This window comes from Micromonospora sp. NPDC127501, from assembly GCF_040302185.1.
GTDB lineage: Bacteria > Actinomycetota > Actinomycetes > Mycobacteriales > Micromonosporaceae > Micromonospora.
In genome coordinates, this window is the sequence record NZ_JBEORJ010000002.1 from 272,899 (window position 1) to 292,448 (window position 19,550).

Annotated in this window: 18 protein-coding genes and 2 pseudogenes; 14 read left to right on the top strand and 6 right to left on the bottom strand. The window is 72.0% G+C overall.

What is annotated here, in order from left to right:
- Positions 1–63 precede the first annotated feature (63 nt).
- The 3 genes from ABTW72_RS05255 to ABTW72_RS05265 form a co-directional block, all read right to left on the bottom strand.
- A complete protein-coding gene (locus tag ABTW72_RS05255; protein WP_350854558.1) occupies positions 64–675 on the bottom strand; it encodes a dihydrofolate reductase family protein in 612 nt (203 codons plus the stop codon).
- Between the two features lie 139 nt (positions 676–814).
- Entirely contained in the window at positions 815–1,711 is an 897-nt protein-coding gene (locus ABTW72_RS05260; protein WP_350854561.1) for a GNAT family N-acetyltransferase, read from the bottom strand.
- Positions 1,712–1,738: 27 nt separating this feature from the next.
- On the bottom strand, positions 1,739–2,899 hold the full coding sequence (locus ABTW72_RS05265; protein ID WP_350854564.1) for a low temperature requirement protein A: 1,161 nt from the start codon (positions 2,897–2,899) through the stop codon (positions 1,739–1,741).
- A gap of 355 nt (positions 2,900–3,254) precedes the next feature.
- On the opposite strand from ABTW72_RS05265, the gene ABTW72_RS05270 reads away from it, so the two are divergent.
- The gene (locus ABTW72_RS05270; protein WP_112586282.1) at positions 3,255–3,719 is read left to right on the top strand and encodes a DUF8243 domain-containing protein; all 465 of its coding nucleotides are present in this window, start codon (positions 3,255–3,257) and stop codon (positions 3,717–3,719) included.
- 82 nt (positions 3,720–3,801) lie between these two features.
- Here ABTW72_RS05270 and ABTW72_RS05275 read toward each other — a convergent pair whose 3' ends face one another.
- Positions 3,802–6,201: a glycoside hydrolase family 65 protein gene (locus ABTW72_RS05275; RefSeq protein WP_350854566.1), complete on the bottom strand. Its 2,400-nt coding sequence runs from the start codon at positions 6,199–6,201 to the stop codon at positions 3,802–3,804.
- 170 nt (positions 6,202–6,371) lie between these two features.
- Here ABTW72_RS05275 and ABTW72_RS05280 point away from each other — a divergent pair, with 170 nt between their 5' ends.
- Complete coding sequence (locus ABTW72_RS05280) at positions 6,372–7,001, top strand: phosphatase PAP2 family protein (RefSeq protein ID WP_350854567.1); 630 nt, start codon at positions 6,372–6,374, stop codon at positions 6,999–7,001.
- Between the two features lie 136 nt (positions 7,002–7,137).
- Here the strand turns inward: ABTW72_RS05280 and ABTW72_RS05285 are convergent, their stop codons facing one another.
- Positions 7,138–7,815 carry a prepilin peptidase gene (locus ABTW72_RS05285; RefSeq protein WP_350855415.1) on the bottom strand — a complete coding sequence of 226 codons (678 nt, stop codon included), beginning with the start codon at positions 7,813–7,815 and terminating at the stop codon, positions 7,138–7,140.
- A gap of 797 nt (positions 7,816–8,612) precedes the next feature.
- Between ABTW72_RS05285 and ABTW72_RS05290 the strand changes: the two genes are divergently transcribed.
- The 12 genes and pseudogenes from ABTW72_RS05290 to ABTW72_RS05345 all read left to right on the top strand — a co-directional run.
- On the top strand, positions 8,613–9,179 hold the full coding sequence (locus ABTW72_RS05290) for a hypothetical protein (protein ID WP_350854570.1): 567 nt from the start codon (positions 8,613–8,615) through the stop codon (positions 9,177–9,179).
- Positions 9,173–10,105, top strand: a complete 933-nt coding sequence (locus ABTW72_RS05295; protein ID WP_350854572.1) for a hypothetical protein — start codon at positions 9,173–9,175, stop codon at positions 10,103–10,105. The genes ABTW72_RS05290 and ABTW72_RS05295 overlap by 7 nt, the downstream gene beginning before the upstream one ends.
- The gene (locus ABTW72_RS05300; RefSeq protein WP_350854575.1) at positions 10,102–10,761 is read left to right on the top strand and encodes an SAF domain-containing protein; all 660 of its coding nucleotides are present in this window, start codon (positions 10,102–10,104) and stop codon (positions 10,759–10,761) included. The genes ABTW72_RS05295 and ABTW72_RS05300 overlap by 4 nt, the downstream gene beginning before the upstream one ends.
- Before the next feature lie 2 nt (positions 10,762–10,763).
- On the top strand, positions 10,764–11,564 hold the full coding sequence (locus tag ABTW72_RS05305; RefSeq protein ID WP_350854577.1) for a CpaE/TadZ family protein: 801 nt from the start codon (positions 10,764–10,766) through the stop codon (positions 11,562–11,564).
- Positions 11,554–13,095 (top strand): TadA family conjugal transfer-associated ATPase, encoded by a 1,542-nt coding sequence (locus ABTW72_RS05310; RefSeq protein ID WP_350854580.1) that lies wholly within the window; start codon positions 11,554–11,556, stop codon positions 13,093–13,095. Before ABTW72_RS05305 ends, ABTW72_RS05310 begins: the two co-directional genes overlap by 11 nt.
- A pseudogene (locus ABTW72_RS05315) lies at positions 13,056–14,002 on the top strand (type II secretion system F family protein). Before ABTW72_RS05310 ends, ABTW72_RS05315 begins: the two are co-directional and overlap by 40 nt.
- A 55-nt stretch (positions 14,003–14,057) precedes the next feature.
- Positions 14,058–14,930 carry a type II secretion system F family protein gene (locus tag ABTW72_RS05320; RefSeq protein WP_350854584.1) on the top strand — a complete coding sequence of 291 codons (873 nt, stop codon included), beginning with the start codon at positions 14,058–14,060 and terminating at the stop codon, positions 14,928–14,930.
- A 23-nt stretch (positions 14,931–14,953) separates the two neighbouring features.
- Positions 14,954–15,154, top strand: coding sequence for a hypothetical protein (locus ABTW72_RS05325; RefSeq protein ID WP_091395933.1), 201 nt, complete (start codon positions 14,954–14,956; stop codon positions 15,152–15,154).
- Positions 15,155–15,162: 8 nt separating this feature from the next.
- Entirely contained in the window at positions 15,163–15,606 is a 444-nt protein-coding gene (locus ABTW72_RS05330) for a TadE family protein (protein ID WP_350854587.1), read from the top strand.
- Complete coding sequence (locus tag ABTW72_RS05335; RefSeq protein ID WP_350854590.1) at positions 15,603–16,070, top strand: TadE/TadG family type IV pilus assembly protein; 468 nt, start codon at positions 15,603–15,605, stop codon at positions 16,068–16,070. The genes ABTW72_RS05330 and ABTW72_RS05335 overlap by 4 nt, the downstream gene beginning before the upstream one ends.
- Positions 16,067–16,516 (top strand): pilus assembly protein TadG-related protein, encoded by a 450-nt coding sequence (locus ABTW72_RS05340; RefSeq protein WP_350854593.1) that lies wholly within the window; start codon positions 16,067–16,069, stop codon positions 16,514–16,516. Before ABTW72_RS05335 ends, ABTW72_RS05340 begins: the two co-directional genes overlap by 4 nt.
- 14 nt (positions 16,517–16,530) lie before the next feature.
- Positions 16,531–17,574 (top strand): annotated as a pseudogene (locus tag ABTW72_RS05345) (LysM peptidoglycan-binding domain-containing protein); the annotation flags it as partial.
- A 1,022-nt stretch (positions 17,575–18,596) separates the two neighbouring features.
- Here ABTW72_RS05345 and ABTW72_RS05350 read toward each other — a convergent pair.
- Complete coding sequence (locus ABTW72_RS05350; protein ID WP_350854596.1) at positions 18,597–19,451, bottom strand: Rieske (2Fe-2S) protein; 855 nt, start codon at positions 19,449–19,451, stop codon at positions 18,597–18,599.
- Positions 19,452–19,550 lie beyond the last annotated feature (99 nt).

Genomic DNA, 19,550 nt, shown 5'->3' on the forward strand with positions numbered 1-19,550 from the left:
GGGCAGCCGACCGCTCGCGCTACCAGGCCATGGTGAGTGCCCGCTCGAAGTTGACGTACGTGCTCACGCGGACTCGTTTCCGGTCTGTGTGCGCGTGTAGGTGAGGAAGAGAGCGCCACTGTCCAGAACGGTGTGGTCGGTCAGGCGCCAGGTGCGCGGGGCGAAGACGGCGTCGCGGCCGAAGAGCGGGATGCCGGCGCCGATGGTCAACGGGGCAAGCTTGATGATCAGCTGGTCGATCTCGGGGTAGAGGGCACCGGCCAGCGCGCCGCCGCCGATCACCCAGACGTCCTTGCCGTCGTGCCGCTTCAGCTCTCGTACCGTGGCGATCGGGTCCTGGCCGACGACCTCGACGGCCGGGTCCGGGCTGCTGCCCAGCGTGCGGGAGAAGACCAGGTGGCGCAGGTGCGGGTACGCGTCGCTCACGCCGGCCTTCAGGCCCACCTCGTACGAGTGGCGCCCTTCCAGCACGGTGTCGAACCGGCTGCCCTGGTCGGTGATGCCGAACGCCTGCCGAGCCGGACCGGGGAGGGTCTCCGGGTACTCCGAGACGAGGTGGTGCAGGTAGTCGTCCGGGATGGGCCAGAAGCCGTCCGGGCCGGTGGGGTCGGCGCCGTCGGGACCGGCGATGAAGCCGTCCAGGGTGGCGGCGATGTAATACACGAGCTTGCGCACGACGATCTCCTCGTTCAGGCTGCCGGATGCTGTTCGGCGACGACGTCCATCAGCCTGCCCGGCGAGGCACCCGGCTACAAGATCAAAACTGGCCACAAACCTTCGGTCATTCGATCCTTCGCCAGCGCCGCGCGACGCCTCACTGCCTGAGCTGCTTCTCGAACCAGTGGTGGGCGTAGCGCTCGGTGTTGTACGCCTCGATCTCCCGGTAACCGCTCGCCCGGTACAGGGCGATCGCCTCGGTGAGGTTGCGGTTGGTGTCCAGCCGGACGGCTGTCGCGCCGCGCTCGGCGGCGTACCGTTCCAGCTCGCCCAGCAGCCGACGCCCGACGCCGAGCCCACGTACGGTGTCCGCCACCCACACGCGTTTGATCTCGGCGGGCGCGTCGGGGTGGAGTTTGACAGCGCCGCAGCCGATCGGTTCGCTGTTGAGGGTGGCGAGCAGGAGCACCCCGTTGGGCGGGACGAGCGCTTCGTCGTGGACCGGGTTGCTCAGTGCGGGGTCGAACCCGTCGTCGAATCGTCGCGCGATGTCGCGGGCGTAGGCCCGCAGACACGCACGGGCTCGCGGGTCGCTCGGCGGGCACGGCTCGATGACGACCATCGAGCCGATGAGCAGCCGTTCGACCTCCGCCATCGCGGCGACGAGTCGTTCGCGGCGGTGTTCGGTGAGTGGTTCGAGGATCGAGGCGGCGAGATCGTCCGACCGCTGGTCGAGGTCGGCCCACTGGGTCCGGCCGGCGTCGGTGAGGGTGGCGACACGTACCCGGCCGTCGCCGCCGGTCTGGTCGGCTGGCCCCACGGCGATGAGGCCGTCGTTCTCCAGTGTGCGCAGGAGTCGGCTGAGGTATCCGGAGTCCAGGCCGAGCCGGGCCCGCAGGGCGGCGACCTCGGCACCGGCGGGGCCGATCTCCCAGAGCAGACGAGCCTGCCCCAGGGGGCGCCCCTGGGCCATGTACTCGTCGTCGAGCGCACCCACCCGTTGGGTGACCGTCCGGTTGAACCGCCGCACCGCAGCGATGAGAGCCGAGTCCATATACCTGACTTTAGTCAGGCTTCTTGACTACGCGCCAGCTCGGCGGCGGTAGGACCCGATGCCAGCGTGGTCCAGAACGACCACCAGGAGCGCCACCCCGGTGGCGACCGCGCTGACCACCACCAGCGGCAGTCGCAGCACGGCCGCCGCGGCGGCCAGCACGAACAGGGCGGCGACCCGGGGCCAGGAGAATCGCCGGTGAATCGCCGCCGAGAAGAGGATCCGCCCGGCGAGGAACAGCGTCGGGCCGCTCAGGATGACCAGGACCGCCGTCGTGTCACCGGTCTCCATGGGGTGGGCGATGCTCAGTTCGGCCCCGACGGCGGTGACCACCAGCCCGGCGATCATCACCAGGTGCAGGTATCCGGTGATGACGCCGAGCTGGGCCGGGTCGGCGCGCTCGATGGCCGGGCCGAGGCGCTGGCCGGCGGGCGTGACGTAGAGCAGACCGATCAGCACCGCGGTGGCGAAGACCAGCAGGAACGCGACAGTCTGCGGGACGTCAAGGTCGGTGCCGGCGTACGAGAGGCCGGCGACCAGAACGAGTTCGCCGAGCGCGATGATCATGATCTGCTGGTACCGCTCGGCGAAGTGCTCACCGGCCAGGTGCAGCTCCTCCCGCCTGGTCCGGCCCATTCCCGGCGTGGGCCAGCGGAGTCGCGGACCGGTGAGATCGAGGGCAAGGGCGAGCAGCCAGAGCGGCACCCGCCACTGCGGCAGAAACCCACCGGCGAGCCACGGTACGGCGGAGACGCTGAACCAGAAGAGGATACGCAGCGTCCGGATCTGCCGCGGATGACCTCGCAGCCCGACGGCGGTGACCACGCCCCGGGCGATGTGCACCGCGACGTACGCCCCGGCGAAAAGCAGGCCACGCCCGTCCAGCGCCTGCGGGATCGCCACCCCGGTCAGCAGGCTGCCCAGCGCGGAACCCACCAACAGCCACCGCACCGCCGGGCTCTCCGGGTCGTACCAGTCGGCGAACCAGGTGGTGGGCACCCAGATCCACCAGACCCCGGTCAACAGCACGGCGGTCCGCAGCGCGCCGGCCAGGGTGAGGTCGTGCAGCAGGTGGGTGGCCAACTGACTGAGGGCGAGCACGAACGCCAGATCGAAGAACAGCTCCAGGAACGACGCGCTCAGCGGTGAGTCACCGCCCCGCAGCAGCCGTTCGGGTCTGCTCGCCATCGGCGCTCCTCCCGCTGGCGCACGCCCTGCGTCCGTCGTACCACCCGAGGCCGGCCACCGGAGGCGAAAGCGAGGTCAGCGGCGGACGCCGACCCCCGCGTACCGCGGCGGCCCGGTCGGCCGGGTAGTTGTGGCTGCCCCGAGGAAGTAGTCGTACGTCCGGGCGACGTTGGGTCTGGTGGTGACATCAGGTGACGGCTGATCGGTCGTGCGGGATCCCTTCGGCGGCGGGCGCGAAACTCGATGTCCAGCACCCCCGGCGACGACCCGCTGACCCCTCGTGTCGTTGATCCGGCTGCGCCCATGGTCACCGCTGACCACGGTGGGGGCACCGACTCAACGAGGAGGGACGCCGATGACGGCTCAGCGCGAGACCGTGCAGGTCGACCACGACCTGTTCCGCGCCGTGTACGACTCGCCCGCATCACTGCCCGGCCGACACCGCTGGACCACCCCCGAGTCGGACGTCCGGCGGCTGGAGAAACTGCTCGGCATGCCGGCACGCAGCATCGGCGCCCCGCTCTGGGTCAGCGGCGACGAACCCGACTGCCCGAAGTGCCGCCGGCGGGTCACCTGGTACGACATCGTCTCGTCGGCGCTCTCCGGCCTGCACGACAAGGCCATGATCGCCACGGTCATCCTGGGCGAGCGCAAGTACGTCAACACCGAGATCCCGGATGCGATCGCCGGGGTGCGCTGCTCCGACTGTCACACCGCGATCGACGGCCTGCGCAGCTTCAAGTGCCACAACTGGGCGTACGCCTTCGAGGCGCTGGAGGCGGTCCGCGAGCGGATGGCCGGCGGTCCCGCCCCGACCTGAGCTGGCGCCCGCGCCGACCTGAGCCGGCGCCCGCGCCGACCTGAGCCGAAGCCGTGGCGGCCCCGGAGCCGGTCGGGGCGGCTCAGTCGGCTGAGCGGCGGGTGGGGCGGCGGCCGGGCGGGGAGGGCGGCTCCGGGCCGGGGTCGGGCACCGGCGGCATCGGCCGGGTGACCGGCTCGGCGCCGGTGATCCGCAGCGACTCGCCGTGGTGCCACAGCTCGACCTCGGCATCCGCGGCGGCGTCGGGCAGCTCGTAGCGGGCCTCGGCCGGCGTCAACGTGACCCGCAGCCGGTGGCCGCGCCAGCGCAGGCTGAACGCCAACCGGTCGATCCGGCGCGGCAGCCGGGGGTCGAAGGAGAGCACCCCCCGGTCGTCGCGTAGCCCACCGAAGCCCTGCACCAGCGCCAGCCACGCGCCGGCCAGCGAGGCAAGGTGCAGCCCGTCGGCGGTCTTGTCGCCCAGGTCGGCCAGGTCCTGAAGGACCGACTCGGCGAACAGGTCGTACGCCAGATCCAGGTGCCCGACCTCGGCGGCCAGCACGGCCTGCGGTGCCGCCGACAGCGACGAGTCGCGGACCGTCCGGGCCTGGTAGTAGGCCAGGTTGCGGGCCTTCTCGTCGGCGGTGAACTCACCGGGGCAGAGCTGCATGGCCAGCACCAGATCGGCCTGCTTCACCACCTGCTTGCGGTACAGCTCCAGGTACGGGAAGTGCAGCAGCAGCGGGTAGTCGTCGTCGCCGGTGTTCGCGAAGTCCCACTCGGGCTGTTCGGTGAAGCCGGCGGCCTGCTGGTGCACCCCGCGCTCGCGGTCGTACGGGATGGCCATCGCGTCGGCGGCGGCCCGCCAGCCGGCCACCTCGGCGCGGTCCACGCCGAGCCGGCCGGCCAGCTCGGGATGCGCCTCGGCGGCGTCCGCCGCGCCGCGCAGATTGCGCTTCGCCATCAGGTTGGTGAACACGTTGTCGTCGACCAGTGCCGCGTACTCGTCCGGGCCGGTCACCCCGTGTAGGTGGAAGTCGCCCTCGTCCGACCAGTGACCGAAGCCGTGCCAGAGCCGGGCGGTCTCCACCAGCAGTTCCAGCCCCGCCTCGGCCAGGAACCGCTGGTCGTCGGTGGCCGCCAGGTAGCGCAGCACCGCGTCGGCGATGTCGGCGTTGACGTGCAGCGCGGCGGTGCCCGCCGGCCAGTAGCCGGAGCTTTCCCGGCCGCCGATGGTGCGCCACGGGAAGGTCGCGCCGGTCAACCGCAGCTCGGTCGCCCGCTCCCGCGCCTCCGGAAGGTGGGCGTGCCGCCACCTCAACGCCGAGCGGGCCACCGCCGGGGCCAGGTAGGTGAGCACCGGCAGCACGTAACTCTCGGTGTCCCAGAGGACGTGCCCGTCGTAGCCGTTGCCGGTCAACCCCTTGGCCGAGATGGTCCGGTTGGAGTCCGGGCGACCGGCCTGAATCAGGTGGAACATCGCGAACCGAACGGCCTGCTGAAGCTCCGGATCGCCGTCGAGCTGCACGTCGGCGACCTGCCAGGCCGCGTCCAGGGCGGCCCGCTGGTCGGTGAGCAGGGCGTCGAAGCCGTCCGCGCGCGCCGCGTCCGCCTCGGCGGCGACCAGGGCGGCCAACTCGTCGGCGGGCGTCGCGTCGACCGACGTCCACTCGTAGGCGGCGAACTTCGTCAGCCGCAACCGCTCCCCCGGGTGCAGGCGACCCGTCACGGTCAGCCGTACCCGGTCCGGGGTGCAGTCACCGCTGGTCGTCACCGTGGCCGGGCCCTCCAACAGGTGACTGACCGCGACCGCGACGCGCTGGCCGCTGCGCTCGGTGCGGTGCACCAGCACCCCGTCGAGGCCGGTCGCACGGTACGTCTCGGCGGTCAGCGGGTCGGTGGGCACCGAGGCGGCCCGAGGGTCGTCCGAACGCTCCGGCACCTTCTCGTTGGCCAGTAGATCCGAGCAGACCCGCAGCTCGACGGCGGTGTTCAAGGGCTCGACCTCGTACCGGACGGCGGCCACCGGCCGGCGCGGCAGGGACACCAACCGGGTGCTGCGGATGCGTACGCCCCGCCCGGCCGGTGAAATCCACTCGGTCTCCCGGCGCAGCACGCCGGTACGCAGGTCGAGCACCCGTTCATGGCTGCGCAGCGTCCCGGTCCGGAGATCCAGCGGCTCGTCGTCGACCCAGAGCCGGATCAGCGCGGCGTTCGGCGCGCTGATGACGGTGTCGCTGGCCGGCGGGAACGCGTACCCCTCCTCGGGATAGCTCAGCTCGCGCCGCTCGTGGAAGCCACTGACGTAGCTGCCCGGCATCCCGCACGGTGCGCCCTCGTCGAGCACCCCACGCCAGCCGACCCACCCGTTGCCCAACGCGAAGATCGACTCGGTTTCGCCGAGCCGGTCCACGTCGGCCGCCGTGCGCCGGATCCGCCAGGTCTCGTCATCCGCCGTCGCGGCGGTGGACTGCGGTTGATCGGTGGCCGAACCGGTCTGCACGAGACCTCCTGTCGATGTCGACGTCCTGCAACAGCCAACCAGAGCCGGCTGTGCGAATCCTGGACGAAGGTCTGACAGACCAACTGACCTTCGACAGCAGCGATGCCCTCTGGCGCGTTCCTAGGGTGTCCCCAAGGTGAACAGGGTATGAACGTGAAGTGAGGTGATGCATGCTCGACAACAGCAGCATGGACGTTCCGGAGATCAGCGCCGAGTGGTACCACGACGTCGTCGACGCCGCCGCCAGCAGCCCAGAGCCGGTGCAGTGGTTCGTCGGACACGCCACCGAGGGGGTGATCCTGCTACTCGGCGCGCTGTTGGTGATGGCCGCGCTGAGCCGCCGGTCCGGCGGCCCGCACGACCGGGCACTCGCCCTGATCGCGCCGGTGCCGGCCCTCCTGGCGTACGTGGGCAGTGAGTTCCTCAAGACCGTGGTGGACGAGGAACGCCCTTGCCGGACCATCGCTCGGGAGATCATCGCGGGCACCTGCCCACCCCCGGGCGACTGGTCGTTCCCCAGCAACCACGCCACCATCGCGGGGGCGCTGGCGGTCACCACGCTGCTGCTCTCCCGTCGACTCGGCCTGATCGCGCTGCCCCTGGCCGCGCTCGGCGCGTTCTCCCGGGTCTTCGTGGGCGTGCACTACCCGCACGACGTGATCGCGGGCGTGCTGTTCGGCGCCCTGGTCGCCGTGCTGATCACCCCGTTGCTGGCCCGCCCGACCAGCGAGATCCTCCGCCGCCGGGCCAACCGCCCCGACAGCCCGGTCCCCAAGCTGGCCAGCCGCTCGCGCCCCTGACCACCGACGCCCCTCGCCCCTTGTCCCCGCCACCAAGATCGCGCTCGATCCTGGTTGTAGTGGCCTCCATCGCGACCGACACCACTAGATCCTGGATCGAGCGCGATCTTGGTGAACGCGAAGCGGCGCGGGCGGGTCAGGTCGCCAGTAGGAGGGCGGCCGTTGTGCCGAGCAGCAGGAACGGGCCGAACGGCAGGTGGGTGCTCCAGTTGGCGCGGCGGGTGGCCAGCAGGCCCAGACTCACCAGGGCGGAGAGCCCGAAGGTGAGTACCAGCCCGAACAGCAGCACCGGCCAGCCGTACCAGCCGAGCAGCGCGCCGACGCTGAGCGCCAGCTTGGCGTCGCCCAGCCCGAAGCCGCGGCGGCCGAGCAGCACCGCGGTGCTGGCGAAGAAGAACGCCAGCCCGGCGCCGCCGATGACGGCGCGAAGCCAGTGCCCCGGGTCGGCGTCGAGCGCGGCCACGCCGAGCAGCAGCCAGGTCCCGGCCGCCGCGGGCAGTGTGAGCCGATCCGGCAGCCGGTGCACGGCCAGGTCGACGAGGATCGCCGGAATGGTCCAGCCGAGCCACCAGATCAGCGCCGGCAGCGCTCCGCCCGGCGGACCGGCGAGCGCCAGCAGCACCGCCGCCGCGAGCACTGCCAGCTCGACGGTGGCCGGCGGTGGGCCGACCCGGGCGCGGCAGTGACCGCACCGGGCCGCCGGGCCCAGCGCCGGCCAGGGGCGGGTCAGGCCGACCGGCGCGGCGCAGGCGTCGCAGCCGGTCCGGCTGGGCAGATCCGGGGGTACGGCGTAGCGCAGCGCGGCCAACCGCATCAGCGGGCTGATCGCGAGGATCGCGAACACTGTCGAGACCCGGATGCGTGCCACCGCCGAGGCGAGGCCCGCCGGTCGTTCGCGCGGCGGAGCGGGCGTTGCCTGGTTTGCGGGTTTCGTCGCAGCACCGGACGGCGGGGGTGCCGGGCTCCGATCGGGTGGGTCTTCCCGACCGGGGATGGCCGCCGGGGGGCCGGTCAGCGCCATGTCGCCTCCGTAGCGGCCAGCCGCTCCCCCACGAAGGCGAACACGGATCGTGATTGGACGCTCGCTGCGGTGTAGCGGATGGCGCAGAAAGCGACCTGCCGACCCGAGCCCGCGCGGGTGCTTTCGACCGCTTCCGAGTCAGGGGCGCCGCTGGACGAGACGACCCGCCGACAGGGTGCCGACGTCGGTCGAATGCCGGGATGAGACCGCGATGTCCCACTCCCGCGACCGGTGGCGCAGCTTTGGTGAACGCATCCGCTCCGGCGACGCCCCATCAATAACGACAGTTCGCTCACCCATTGCCCTGGGCGCAGTGTGGACACCCGCCACCACCACCTGTCATCACGCTGAGTGTTCGCTTGAATTGCCTCTGTTGCATCGGCGAGCGTCAGCCTATGCTCGCCCCTTGGGTGTGACGCAAGCCTCACCTTCACCATCGGACGGCACAGGACCCCGAATTTGTAAAAGATCCGTAACGGTGAATGCAGAAGCGCGATGAACAGCTCCGGATGTGCTGATCCGGGCGCGCTTCCGCATGCCCGGCGGCGGTGAACCGTCACCACCCCGGGCGACCACGAGGAGGCTCGACGGTGCGCGGACGGCAGCTCAGAAGAGCGGCAATCTGCCTGCTGGTGGGCGTGGCGGCGATGCCGGTCACCGCCTGCGCCAGCGGACGGGAAACGGTCGAACGACCGACGGAAGTCCGCGACAACGGACCCGGGACCGATTCCGACGTCGAACGACGGGCTGCCGAAAAGGCGGCACTTGACGCGTACTCCGGATATCTCGCGGCCTCGCGCACGGCGGGTCTGCGCAGTGATCCGCGTTCGCCGGAACTGTCCCGGTTTCTCGGTGATCCACTTTTGACTCGGGTTCGGGTGTCCATTCGCGAGGCCAAGGAGCACGGTGCCATGCGTACCGGGACGTTCAAGTCCGACCCGTCCGTGACCGCCGTCAGCCTGGACGCGAAGCCGGCGACCGTGGAGATCCAGGACTGCCTGGACACGACCGGCTACCGGCTGGTCTACGCCAAGGACAAGCGCTCGGTCCCGGGCAGCGGTGGCGGCAGACACCTGTCCACCGCCACCGCGACCCGCTATCCCGACGGCCGCTGGCTGATCAACTACGGCGCGACGCACCGGGACCAGCCGTGCTGAGCCGGGGCGCGACAACCCGACGTGCGCTGGCGGGCCTCGGCCTCACGCTCCTGCTGGTAGTCGGTGCTGCCCCGCCGGCCGCCGCCCTGCGTGCCGACCCTGGTGCGGGCTGCCCACCCGACCAACCCGACTGCAGCGTCTGGGACGACGAGCCCGGCAATCCCGGTGGTCCCGGGGGCGGCGGGGACGACGGTGGGGGCGGGGACGACGGCGGCGGAGGCGGTGGCGGTGTCTGCCAGTGGAACGGGCGGACCATCCCCTGCTACGACGAGGACCTGGGCTGGTTCAACAACGGCGACGGGTGCTACTACAAGCTGAGCGAGGGGACGGTCGAACCCCCCGAGGGTCACCAGTGGTACCTGCAGACCTGCAACGGCGGCGACCTGGGCACGCAGGTGATGGTGACGCTGGCCGACCCGCCGGCCGGCTTCGGCGCACCGCCGGACCCGGAGGAGCTGGCCCGTCGCGCCCTGGCGTCGATCAGTCTGCTGCCGGCGCGGCTGAAGGTGGCACCCCGCAAGAACATCGGCCCCGGCCTGGTCGGCCTGCCCGTCTGGATGTGGGCAACCGCAGGAAAGAACTACTTCGGCCCGATATACGCCGACGAGTCCGACCGGGGCTTGACCGTCTACATCGAAGCCAAGGTCGACCGGATCGTCTGGGACATGGGCAACGGCGAGAAGGTCACCTGCTACGGCCCCGGCACCGAGTACAAGGCCACGGGCACCCGGGCGGGTGCCACCTCCCCGGACTGCGGCTACGACGAGGGCTACCCGAAGGCAGACACCTACGACGTCACCGCCACCACGCACTGGACGGTGAGCTGGTGGACCAACAGCGACGCCACGAGGCGGGTGATCCCGCAGACCCGGAGAAGCGGCATCGTGCAGATCAGGATCAACGAACTCCAGGTGGTCACCAGATGAGCCTCGCAACGCGCAACGGGACCCCGTCGGTGGACGCTCCCGTCAACCCGCCCACAGTGGTCCGCCAGCGCCGGGTCCGTCCCGGGCTGCTCGGTCTCGCCGTCCTCCTGATCGCGTTGGGCGGGCTGGGCGCGGCCTTCGCGGTCACCTCGGTACGGGCCACCGGCAGCTATCTGGCGGTGGCTCGACCGGTGGAGGTGGGCCGGGAGATCAGCGCAGCCGACCTGGTCACCGTGCAGGTCGCCGGCGGCCAGGGGTTGCGCCCGGTGCCCGCCGCACGGCTCGACGAGGTGGTCGGCAAACGGGCCGCTGTCGCGCTGCTTCCGGGCACGCTGCTCACCCTGGGACAGGTCACCGACGACCCGCTGCTCGGCCCCGGCCAGCAGCAGATCGCGCTCGGCCTGAAGACCGCCCAGGTGCCGGCCCGCGAACTACACCCCGGCGACAAGGTCCTGCTGGTCAGCACTCCGGACAACGATGCCGACGCAGAGCCGGCGGCTGCCGGCACCCGGTTCGCGGCCACCGTCATCGACATGGTCAGCCCGGCCAACGACGACAAGGTCCTGTACCTGGCGCTGCTCACCCGTGACGTGCCCGCGGTGGTGGCGCTCGCCGCACAGGAACGGCTCGCCGTCGTCCTGACCGAGGCGGCCTGAGCATGGCGATCATCGCGCTGGTGTCCGCGAAGGGTTCGCCCGGTGTCACCACCTCGGCGCTGGCCTGCGCGCTGTCCTGGCACCGGCGGCTGGTGGTCGCCGAATGTGACCCGGCCGGCGGCTCGATCCTCGCCGGATACCTCGGCGGCCAACTGGACGGCCCGCGCGGCATCGGAGAGCTGGCCGTCGGCGAGTTGCGCGACGGCAACCTGGAGACCGCGTTCTGGTCCCAGTTGGTCGACCTGGACGCCCCCCGCCGGGAACGGCTGCTGCTGCCCGGCCTCGTCGACCCGGCCCAGAGCGGCAGCGTCACCCCTCTCTGGCAGCGCTTCGCCGACTACTTCGACGCCCTCGACCGCGGCACCCCCGGCTACGACGTCCTGGTCGACTGTGGTCGGCTGCACGTGACCGGGCCTCCGTGGCCGGTGCTGCGGGCCGCCTCGGTGGTGCTGTTGGTGACCCGGGCGAACCTGCCGGACCTCTCCGGCACCCGCGCGGTGGTCACCGCGATCGAACGGGACTTCGCCGAACACCGGGTGCCCCCGGGCACCCTGCGGCTGCTGCTGGTCGGCGACGGGCACGGGCGGGCCGAGATCAGCCGAGCCCTGAAACTGCCGGTCATCGCACGGTTGCCGCACGATCCGCGTACCGCCGGGGTGCTCGCCCTGGGCGGGACCGTGCGGGCCGGTCGGCCGTTGATGCGCGCGGCGGCCGCGCTGGAGGTCCCGATCGGGGCGCTCCTGGAGCGGCGACGGGCCCGGTTGGCGTGGCCCGTGCAGCAGGGGGTGCCGGATGCGGTTTGAGCCGGTCTCCACCGATCCCCGCCAGCAGCCACCGGCCGTGACCTCCACCGCGCCGCCCCTGGCCGTGCCGAACGGCCGGCACCACCAGTCCGGGCCGCAGTCGCAGTCGCCGCCCGCGGCCAGCCCGTCGCCGGAGTCGCCGCCCCGGGCCCGGATGGACTTCCAGGTGGTCCGGGAGCTGCGCCGGGAACTCACCGAACGGCTCACCCTCTGGCAGCGTGGCCGGGAGTTCACAGTCGACGAGGAGGACACCGAGCGGGCCCGACTCGCCGTCACTGTGGTCTCCGCGTACGCGGACTCGGTGCGCCGGGCCGGCACGCCGATGGCCGCCGGCGATGAACGCCTGCTGCTCGACCAGGTGACCGCCGAGCTGGTCGGGCTCGGCCGGCTACAGACGCTGCTGGTCGACGACACCATCGAGGAGGTGCACATCCTCGGCTGCGACCAGGTACGCATCACCCGGCGCGGCGGTGGGGTGGACTGGGCCGAGCCGATCGCCGACAGCGACGCCGAGCTGGTGGAGATCCTCCAGGCGGCGGCCCGTCGGGCGGGCGCGACCGAGCGGTCCCTCTCCACAGTGAAGCCCACCCTCGACCTGCAACTGCCCGACGGCAGCCGGTTGGCCGCGGTGTTCCTGGTCAGCCACCGCCCGTACGCGGTGATCCGCAAGCACAACACCCTGGACGTCAGCCTCGACGACCTCGCCGGCGCCCGAGGTGACCTGGACGAGATGATCGACCCGCTGCTGCGCGACTTCCTCCGCGCGGCGATGCGCGCCGGTCTGAACATCATGGTCGCCGGGTTGGCCGGCGCCGGAAAGACCACTGTCATCCGGGCGCTGATGAACGAGATCCCGCCCGACGAGCCGTACGTGCTGCTGGAGGAGAGTCGGGAGCTGCTCCCGGCCCGCCGCCGGGAGCGGCACCGGGCGGTGATGAGCTTCGAGGCCCGGGAGGGTCACGGCGAGCGCGGCTTCGACGGCCGCCCAGCCGGTGAGGTGACCATCGCCGACCTGATCCCACTGTCGCTGCGGATGGGGGTCCTGCGGATCATCGTGGGCGAGGTGCGGTCCCGGGAGATCGTGCCGATGCTCCAGGCGATGACCACCAGTCGGGGATCGATGTGCACCATCCACGCCCGTACCGCAGCGGGTGTGGGTGAACGGATCGTCGAGCTGGCCCTGGCGCACGGCCGCGAGATGACCGTCGACCAGGCCCGCCGGATGGCCGGCAACGCGCTCGACCTGATCGTCTACGTCACCATCGAGGACGAGACCGCGATCGGCGGGCGGAAGCACCGGTTCGTCTCGCATGTGGAGGAGGTGATCGGGGCCGGCGAAGCGGGTCGGATCACCACCACCACGGTCTTCGGGCCGGGCCCGGACGGTCGTGCGGTCCCCCGGCACCTGCCGGAGCGGGTCCGCGACCAGTTGCTGCGGGTGGGTTACGACGCGCGGCTGCTCACCCGGTGGGTCGAGGCCGGTGCCGGTGCCTGGCGGCGGCCTCGGCAGACCCGACTGGCCCGGCGGTGACCTGATGGTCGACAGCCTGGAGTTGATCGCCGTGGTCTCCGGCGCCGCCTGTGTGGCCGGGCTGCTGCTGGCCGTGGTCGCCCTGGTCGGCACCCGTCGACCCCCCGGGCCGCGGCCGGGCAGCGGGCCGGGGCTGAGCCGACTGTGGCGCGGGCCGGGCAGCACTCCGGCCGAGCAGCGGAGTTACCAGGCGCTGCTGGTCGTCGCGCTGGTCGCCGGCGCGTTGGCGTTCCTGCTGACCGGGTTGCCGGTGGTGGGCCTGCTGGTGGCGGTGGCGGTGCCCGGCACCCCGTGGCTGTTCGGGGTGGGCAAGGCCGAACAACGGGCGATCGCCCGGATCGAGGCGGTCGGCGAGTGGACCCGCCGACTCAAGGACGTCTCCGGCACCGGGCAGGGCCTCCAGCAGGCGATCATCGGCACGATCGGCAGCGTGCCACCCGGCGTCGAGGACGAGGTACGGCTGCTCGCCGCCCGCCTCCAGGCCGGCTGGATGGCCCGCTCCGCGCTGCTGGCGTTCGCCGACGAGATCGCCGACCCGGTCTGCGACCAGGTGGTCGCGGCGCTGATCCTGCACCTGTCGGACCGGGGTGAACGGCTGGGTGACGTGCTCGGTTCGATCGCCGGCGCGGCGTCCGCGGAGGTGGCGACCCGTCGGGAGATCGAGGCCAAGCGCACCCAGCCCCGGTTCGCGGTCCGCTTCCTCACCGGGATGACGCTGGCGACCCTGGCGTACGGGCTGATCAACACCGAGTACATCAGGCCGTACGGCACACCGGTGGGTCAGCTGGTGATGGCCGCCCTCGGTGCCGCCTTCATCGGCCTGCTGGCCTGGGTGCGGTCGATGAGCCAGCCGCAACGGCCGGCCCGGTTCCTGCCGGCGCCCAACCCCAGCGAGGTGATCGCGTGAGCGCGAGGAGCGCAGCGCAGCGGAGCCCCGCGGTCGCGAACGAAAGGCGGCTCCCATGATCGTGAACTGGCAGTTCGCCCTCGCGGTCTGCGGTGGCGCCGGGATCGGTCTGGGTGTGTTCCTGATCGTCCGGGAGCTGGTGCCGGCGACACCGGCGCTCGGGCCCGCGCTGCGCCGACTGCACCAGCCCCCGGGCACCGGCCGGGTGGCCACGGCCGCGTCCCGGCGGCTCGACTGGCTGACCGGGATGTCCCGCTGGTTGCGGCCGCCGCAGATGCAGCTCGCCCTGATCGGTCAGACCTCCGAGCAGTACGCGTTGTCGGTGCTGCTCTCCGCGCTGATCGGGTTGGCCACGCCGACAGTGCTCGGGGTGGTGCTGTGGGTGCTCGGCATCCCGTTCCCCCTGGTCGTGCCGGTGCTGGGGAGCCTCGGCCTGGCGCTGCTGGCCGGCCTGCTGGCGCACCGGGCCGTGCTGACCAAGGCCAACGCCGCCCGCGACGAGTTCCGCCAGGCCGTCTGCACCTACCTCGACCTGGTGGCGTTGCAGCTCTCCGCCGCGCACGGGCCGGTGCAGTCGCTGGAGCGGGCGGCGGCGGTCTGCGACGGTTGGGTGTTCGACCGACTCCAGGAGTCGCTGCGGATCGCCCAGATGCAGATGCACGCGCCCTGGGACGAACTGCGCGACCTCGCCGACAAGATCGGCATTCCGGAGTTGGGCGACGTCGGCGCGATCATGCGCTCCTCCGGCAGCGAGGGCGCGCAGGTGCACGAGACGCTGCGCAGCCGGGCCGACTCACTGCGCGACCAGATTCGCACCGACAACCTCGCCCGCGCCGAAGGGGTGACCAGCAAGCTCGACATCCCGGGCGCGCTGCTCGTCTTCGTGCTGCTCGGGTTCGTCCTCTATCCGTTCATCGCCCGTGTCTGACCCCGTCCCTGAAGGAGAACGCCATGTCCATCCTCAGCTATCTGCACGTCGTGGTGACGACGCGCCTGGCCGAGCTGCGCCGTGACAGTGAGCGCGGCGACAGCCCGGTGCCCACCGCGGTGATCATCGCCGGCCTGGTCGCCGTCGCCATGGCCGTCACCGCCCTGGCACTGACCAAGGCCAACAACTGGATGACCGGCATCCCGAACCACACGAACCCGTAGTAGCTGACGTGCGTCGAGCCGCGTACCCGAGGTGGAGCCGAGCGGTCACCGCCGCCCGGCGCCACCTCGCGGCCGGCGACCGCGAGCGGGGTGCCAACCCGGTGGAGCTGGCCGTGGTGATGCCGCTGATCCTGGTGCTGCTCTTCGCCTCGATCCAGGTCGCGGCTGTCTTTCTCGCCCGCTCCACCGCGTTGAACGCCGCGCAGAGCGGCGTCAACGCGCAGCGGACGTACGAGGCGAGCAGCGGTGCCGGGGTGGACAGCGCCTCCCGCTTCCTGAAGGCCGCCGGCGGTTGGCTGGTGGGCTGGGACAAGGCCGGCCCGACCTGTGTGACCACCACGACCGACGTGACCTGCACGGTGAGCGGCCGGTCCCTGTCCGTGGTGCCGGGCGTGGACTTCGCGGTACAGCAGACCGCCCACGGGACGGTGGAGAGGGTGACCGCGCCATGACCCGTACCGCCGAGCGGGGCTCGGTTTCCATCGAGGTGGCGGTGCTCGCGCCCGCGTTCATCGCGCTGATGGTGCTGGCCGGCGTGGTCGGGCGCAGTGCCTTGGCCGCGGAGGCGCTCCAGGCGGCCGCGCACGACGCCGCCCGGGCGGCCTCGATCTCCCGGGACTCCGACACCGCCCGGAAGAAGGCGCTGGAGGCAGCTCAGGCCCAGCTGGACTGGCACGGCCTGGCCTGCGCCAACGCCCTGAAACCGGAATTCAGCGGCAAGTCGCCCGGCAACGAGTCCAGCTTCGACAAAGCCTTCAGCAGCTCGGTCGGTACGAACGCCACGGTGACGGTGACGATCAGCTGCACCGTGTCCTTCACTGACATCACCCTCGACATCCTGCCGGGAATGGAGATCGAGAAGGAGATCTCCGCGGAGTTCACCTCCCCACTTGACCGTTACCGGAGTCGGCAATGACGGCCACCACGTCGGCTGACCGGCCCTCGGGGGCAGGTGAGCACGGCCGGGTGAGCATCTTCCTCGCGGTGACGATGGTCGGCGTACTGGCCATCATCGGCCTCTCCTTCGACGCCGCCGGGCAGCTCCGCACCCTGCAACGCGCCCAGAACCTGGCTGCCGAGGCGGCCCGGGCCGGCGGTCAGGCCATCGACCGGGCCACCGCCATCGAGGGAGGGCCGAAGCGGATCAACGAGCCGGAGGCGCGCGATGCGGTCGCCGACTACCTGGACGCCGTGAACACCGCCGGCCACACCGTGAACTTCCCCGAGGTCGACGGGGAGATCCTGATCCGGGTGACCGTCTCCATCACCTACCACCGCTCGATGATCGGACCGTTCGTCCAGGAAAAGGCGGTCACCGTCACCGGCGAGGCGACCGCGCGTGCCATCACCGCAACACCGTAGGAAGGAAGGCAGCCATGCCCGTATCGGGTGGGTCCGTCGTACGGCGGACCGGACGGATCCTCACCGGCATCGGCGCGCTGGCCGTGCTCCTGGTGCTGCTGGTCGGCGCGCCGATCGCGCTGCTCGCCTTCGCCGGTAACCCCCTGCCCGATCACCTCCCCACGATCAGCGAGGTGGGCACCGCGCTGACCAGCCGGGACGACGGTCAGCTCTTCCTGCGGGCGCTGGCCGTGGCCGGTTGGTTCGGCTGGGCCACGTTCGCCTTCTCCGTCGTCGTCGAACTGGGCGCGCAGACCCTGCGCCGGCCGGCGCCGAAGCTGCCCGGGATGGGCCGCCAGCAGAAGGCAGCCGCCGCGCTGGTCGGCTCGGTCGCGCTGATCCTGGTCGCCAGCCCGGCCGCCGCCAGCGCCGCGGCGGTCTACGGAACTCCGGTGTACGCGAGTCCGAGCGCAACGGCCGTCACCACAATGGCCGCGCCGACCCGCGCCGCGACGACACCTGACACGGCCGCGCCGGTGGCCCGGGGCGGGCTGCTCGGCATGGCCGGAACGGGGCTGGCCGCCCCCGGTGCCTCGGCGGCGAAAGACGAGGCCGCGCCGGTGTACCGGGTGGCACGGGGCGACTACCTCGGGGAGGTGGCCGAGCGGTACCTGGACGAGTTCGGGGACTACCGACAGCTCGCCAAGCTGAACAAGCTCGACGACCCGGACCGGATCCGCCCCGGCCAACTGCTCCGACTGCCCACGGAGGCCGCTGACCAGGGGGCCCGGCAGCACGCCACCGGTCGGCTCGTCGACCGGCCGGCAGCGAAGAAGCCACCAGCGCCCCGGCCGGCGCCCGAGCGGACCGCACCGCCGCGGGTGGCCCCGGCACCACCCAGCGGTACGGAGTCAGCGGGCCAACCACCAGCGATGACGGTCGGTGCAGCCCGAGCCGGTGCCGCCGACCGGGTGAACCGCCCGCTGGCGGTCTCTGCCGTTCTGGCGGTGGCGAGCATCGTCGGCGCCCAGATCGGCGCAGTCCTGGGCCTGCGCCGCCGTCCGGCCACCGCCGGGGCGGCTCCCCGACTGGCCGCGTCCTCCCGCACGTCCCGGGGCGTGGGCCGAAGCCGTGTCGCGGGCCAAGGCGGTGGCGCGGGCCAAGGCGGTGGCGCGGGCCGAAGCAGCGACGGCGCAGGCCGAAGCGCTGGCGCGGGCCAAGGCAGCAGCGGCGCGGGCCGGCGGGGCAGTGGTGGGGCGGCCGGGAGCGGTGCCGCCTGGGCTGCCAGCCGGGCGGCCGCGGCCATCGAAGCTCCCGCGACACCGGGCGGCGCGGCACCGGGCGGGAACGACTTCGCACCTCGCGGCGACGGAATGACATCCAGCGGCAGCGGGGCAGCACCTACCGGTAGCCGCGCCGCACCTGCGGGCAGCGGGACGGCACCTGCGGACAGCGGGATGGCACCTACGGGCAGTGGGACGGCACCCGCCGGCAGCGGAATGGCTTTCCCCGGCAGTACGGCGTTCCCGGGCAGCGGGATGGCTCTCTCCGGCGGCACGGCACCCCACGGGGTCGGAATGACGGCCGCCGGCATCGGAGGCTGGAGTGGTGACGACGGCTGGGCCGGTGCTGGCGGCGAGGGCGGGCTGTTCGACGGCGGGCACGGCCTCGACTCCGTACCGGACGGTCCGCCGGTCGGCCGACACCGACGCACCTGAGCGTTTCGCACGACCTGTTGTCTCCGCCGCCCTGTGGCGGCTCCGCAAACTCAGGCAGTGTCGTGTCGGGTGCGGCCGGGGCAATGTCTCGGAGAGCGATATACCTCTGAGTCATAAAAATGACTCACAGGTATAGGCGTCGAGGACGTACTGCCTCCGAGGCGCGGAGCATCAGCGCCGGGATGGCACACCGCGACATGGGCTGGCAGACACCGACGCGGGTGCCAGATACCGACGCCGAAGGCACCGCCGGCCGGTCAGGGCAGGCCGGTCAGGGCAGGCGGGTCGGGGCAGGCCGGCCAGGGCAGGCGGGTCGGGGCAGGCCGGTCAGGGCAGGCCGGTCAGGGCAGGCGGGTCGGGGCAGGCCGGTCAGGGCAGGCCGGTCAGGGCAGGCGGGTCTGGAGCACGCCGTTCTGGATCCGGGTGGGCAGAACCTGCTGGTCGTTGCCGGACGGCCCCTGCACGACCTCACCGCCGTTGAGCCGGAAGGCGCTGCCGTGCCACGGGCAGACCACGCACGCGTGGCCGTCGATCTCCTGCACCTCACCCTCACCGAGCGGCCCGCTCTGGTGCGGGCAGCGCTCCAACATCACGGTCACCTCGTCACCGTGCCGGTAGAGGATCACCGAGATGTCGTCGTCCACCTCTCGGGTGATCAGGGTGCGTTGCGGCAGCGTGGCCATGTCGGCCAGCGAGTGCCAGCCATCGGTCATCCGGCGCAGCTCGGAGATGCTCTGGTTGACCTGCGCCCCCTGCTTGTACGCCAGGTGACCCCCGATGTACGCGCCAAGGCTCACCGTGGAGAGCCCGAGGAAGCCGAGGGCGCGACCCATGCCGTGGCGGCCGGACAGCCGGGCGGCCAACGAGCCGGCGTAGAGCGTCAGGCCGACGGTGTTGGCAGCGGCGTGCACCAGGCCGACCCGGCGCTGGTCCCTGGCGAGTGCCGCCCAGTCGTTCAGACCGGCGATCGCCGCTGGCAGCGCGCTGACGGTGCCCAGACCGACCAGCACGGTGGCGGGCCGGCGCTGCCCGGGCATGAGGTCCAGCACAGCGGCGCTGATCCACGCGCCGACCGGCACCTGCACCATCGCCGGATGCAGCGGATGCCCGAGGGTCACCCCGTGCAGCAGGTCACGCAGCCGGCGTGGACGCAGCGTCCCAAGGACGACCTTCTGCAACCGGTCACCCGCGCGGTCCAGCCGGGCGTCCTGCTCAACTTTCGTCAAAAGTGCTCGCACGAGTACCGACTTCCCGGCGATCGCCGTCGCAAACCGGTCGGCGGCGACAAACCTGCCGCACCACCCACGCCGCGGATCGTGCAGTTTCTGCTCCGACAA

Coding starts and splice junctions, on each gene's coding strand:
- ABTW72_RS05340 (WP_350854593.1), top strand. CDS start 16,067: ATGACGGCCACCACGTCGGCTGACCGGCCCTCGGGGGCAGGTGAGCAC.
- ABTW72_RS05270 (WP_112586282.1), top strand. CDS start 3,255: ATGACGGCTCAGCGCGAGACCGTGCAGGTCGACCACGACCTGTTCCGC.
- ABTW72_RS05300 (WP_350854575.1), top strand. CDS start 10,102: ATGAGCCTCGCAACGCGCAACGGGACCCCGTCGGTGGACGCTCCCGTC.
- ABTW72_RS05335 (WP_350854590.1), top strand. CDS start 15,603: ATGACCCGTACCGCCGAGCGGGGCTCGGTTTCCATCGAGGTGGCGGTG.
- ABTW72_RS05260 (WP_350854561.1), bottom strand. CDS start 1,711: ATGGACTCGGCTCTCATCGCTGCGGTGCGGCGGTTCAACCGGACGGTC.
- ABTW72_RS05280 (WP_350854567.1), top strand. CDS start 6,372: ATGCTCGACAACAGCAGCATGGACGTTCCGGAGATCAGCGCCGAGTGG.
- ABTW72_RS05305 (WP_350854577.1), top strand. CDS start 10,764: ATGGCGATCATCGCGCTGGTGTCCGCGAAGGGTTCGCCCGGTGTCACC.
- ABTW72_RS05325 (WP_091395933.1), top strand. CDS start 14,954: ATGTCCATCCTCAGCTATCTGCACGTCGTGGTGACGACGCGCCTGGCC.
- ABTW72_RS05285 (WP_350855415.1), bottom strand. CDS start 7,815: ATGCGGTTGGCCGCGCTGCGCTACGCCGTACCCCCGGATCTGCCCAGC.
- ABTW72_RS05310 (WP_350854580.1), top strand. CDS start 11,554: ATGCGGTTTGAGCCGGTCTCCACCGATCCCCGCCAGCAGCCACCGGCC.
- ABTW72_RS05320 (WP_350854584.1), top strand. CDS start 14,058: ATGATCGTGAACTGGCAGTTCGCCCTCGCGGTCTGCGGTGGCGCCGGG.
- ABTW72_RS05265 (WP_350854564.1), bottom strand. CDS start 2,899: ATGGCGAGCAGACCCGAACGGCTGCTGCGGGGCGGTGACTCACCGCTG.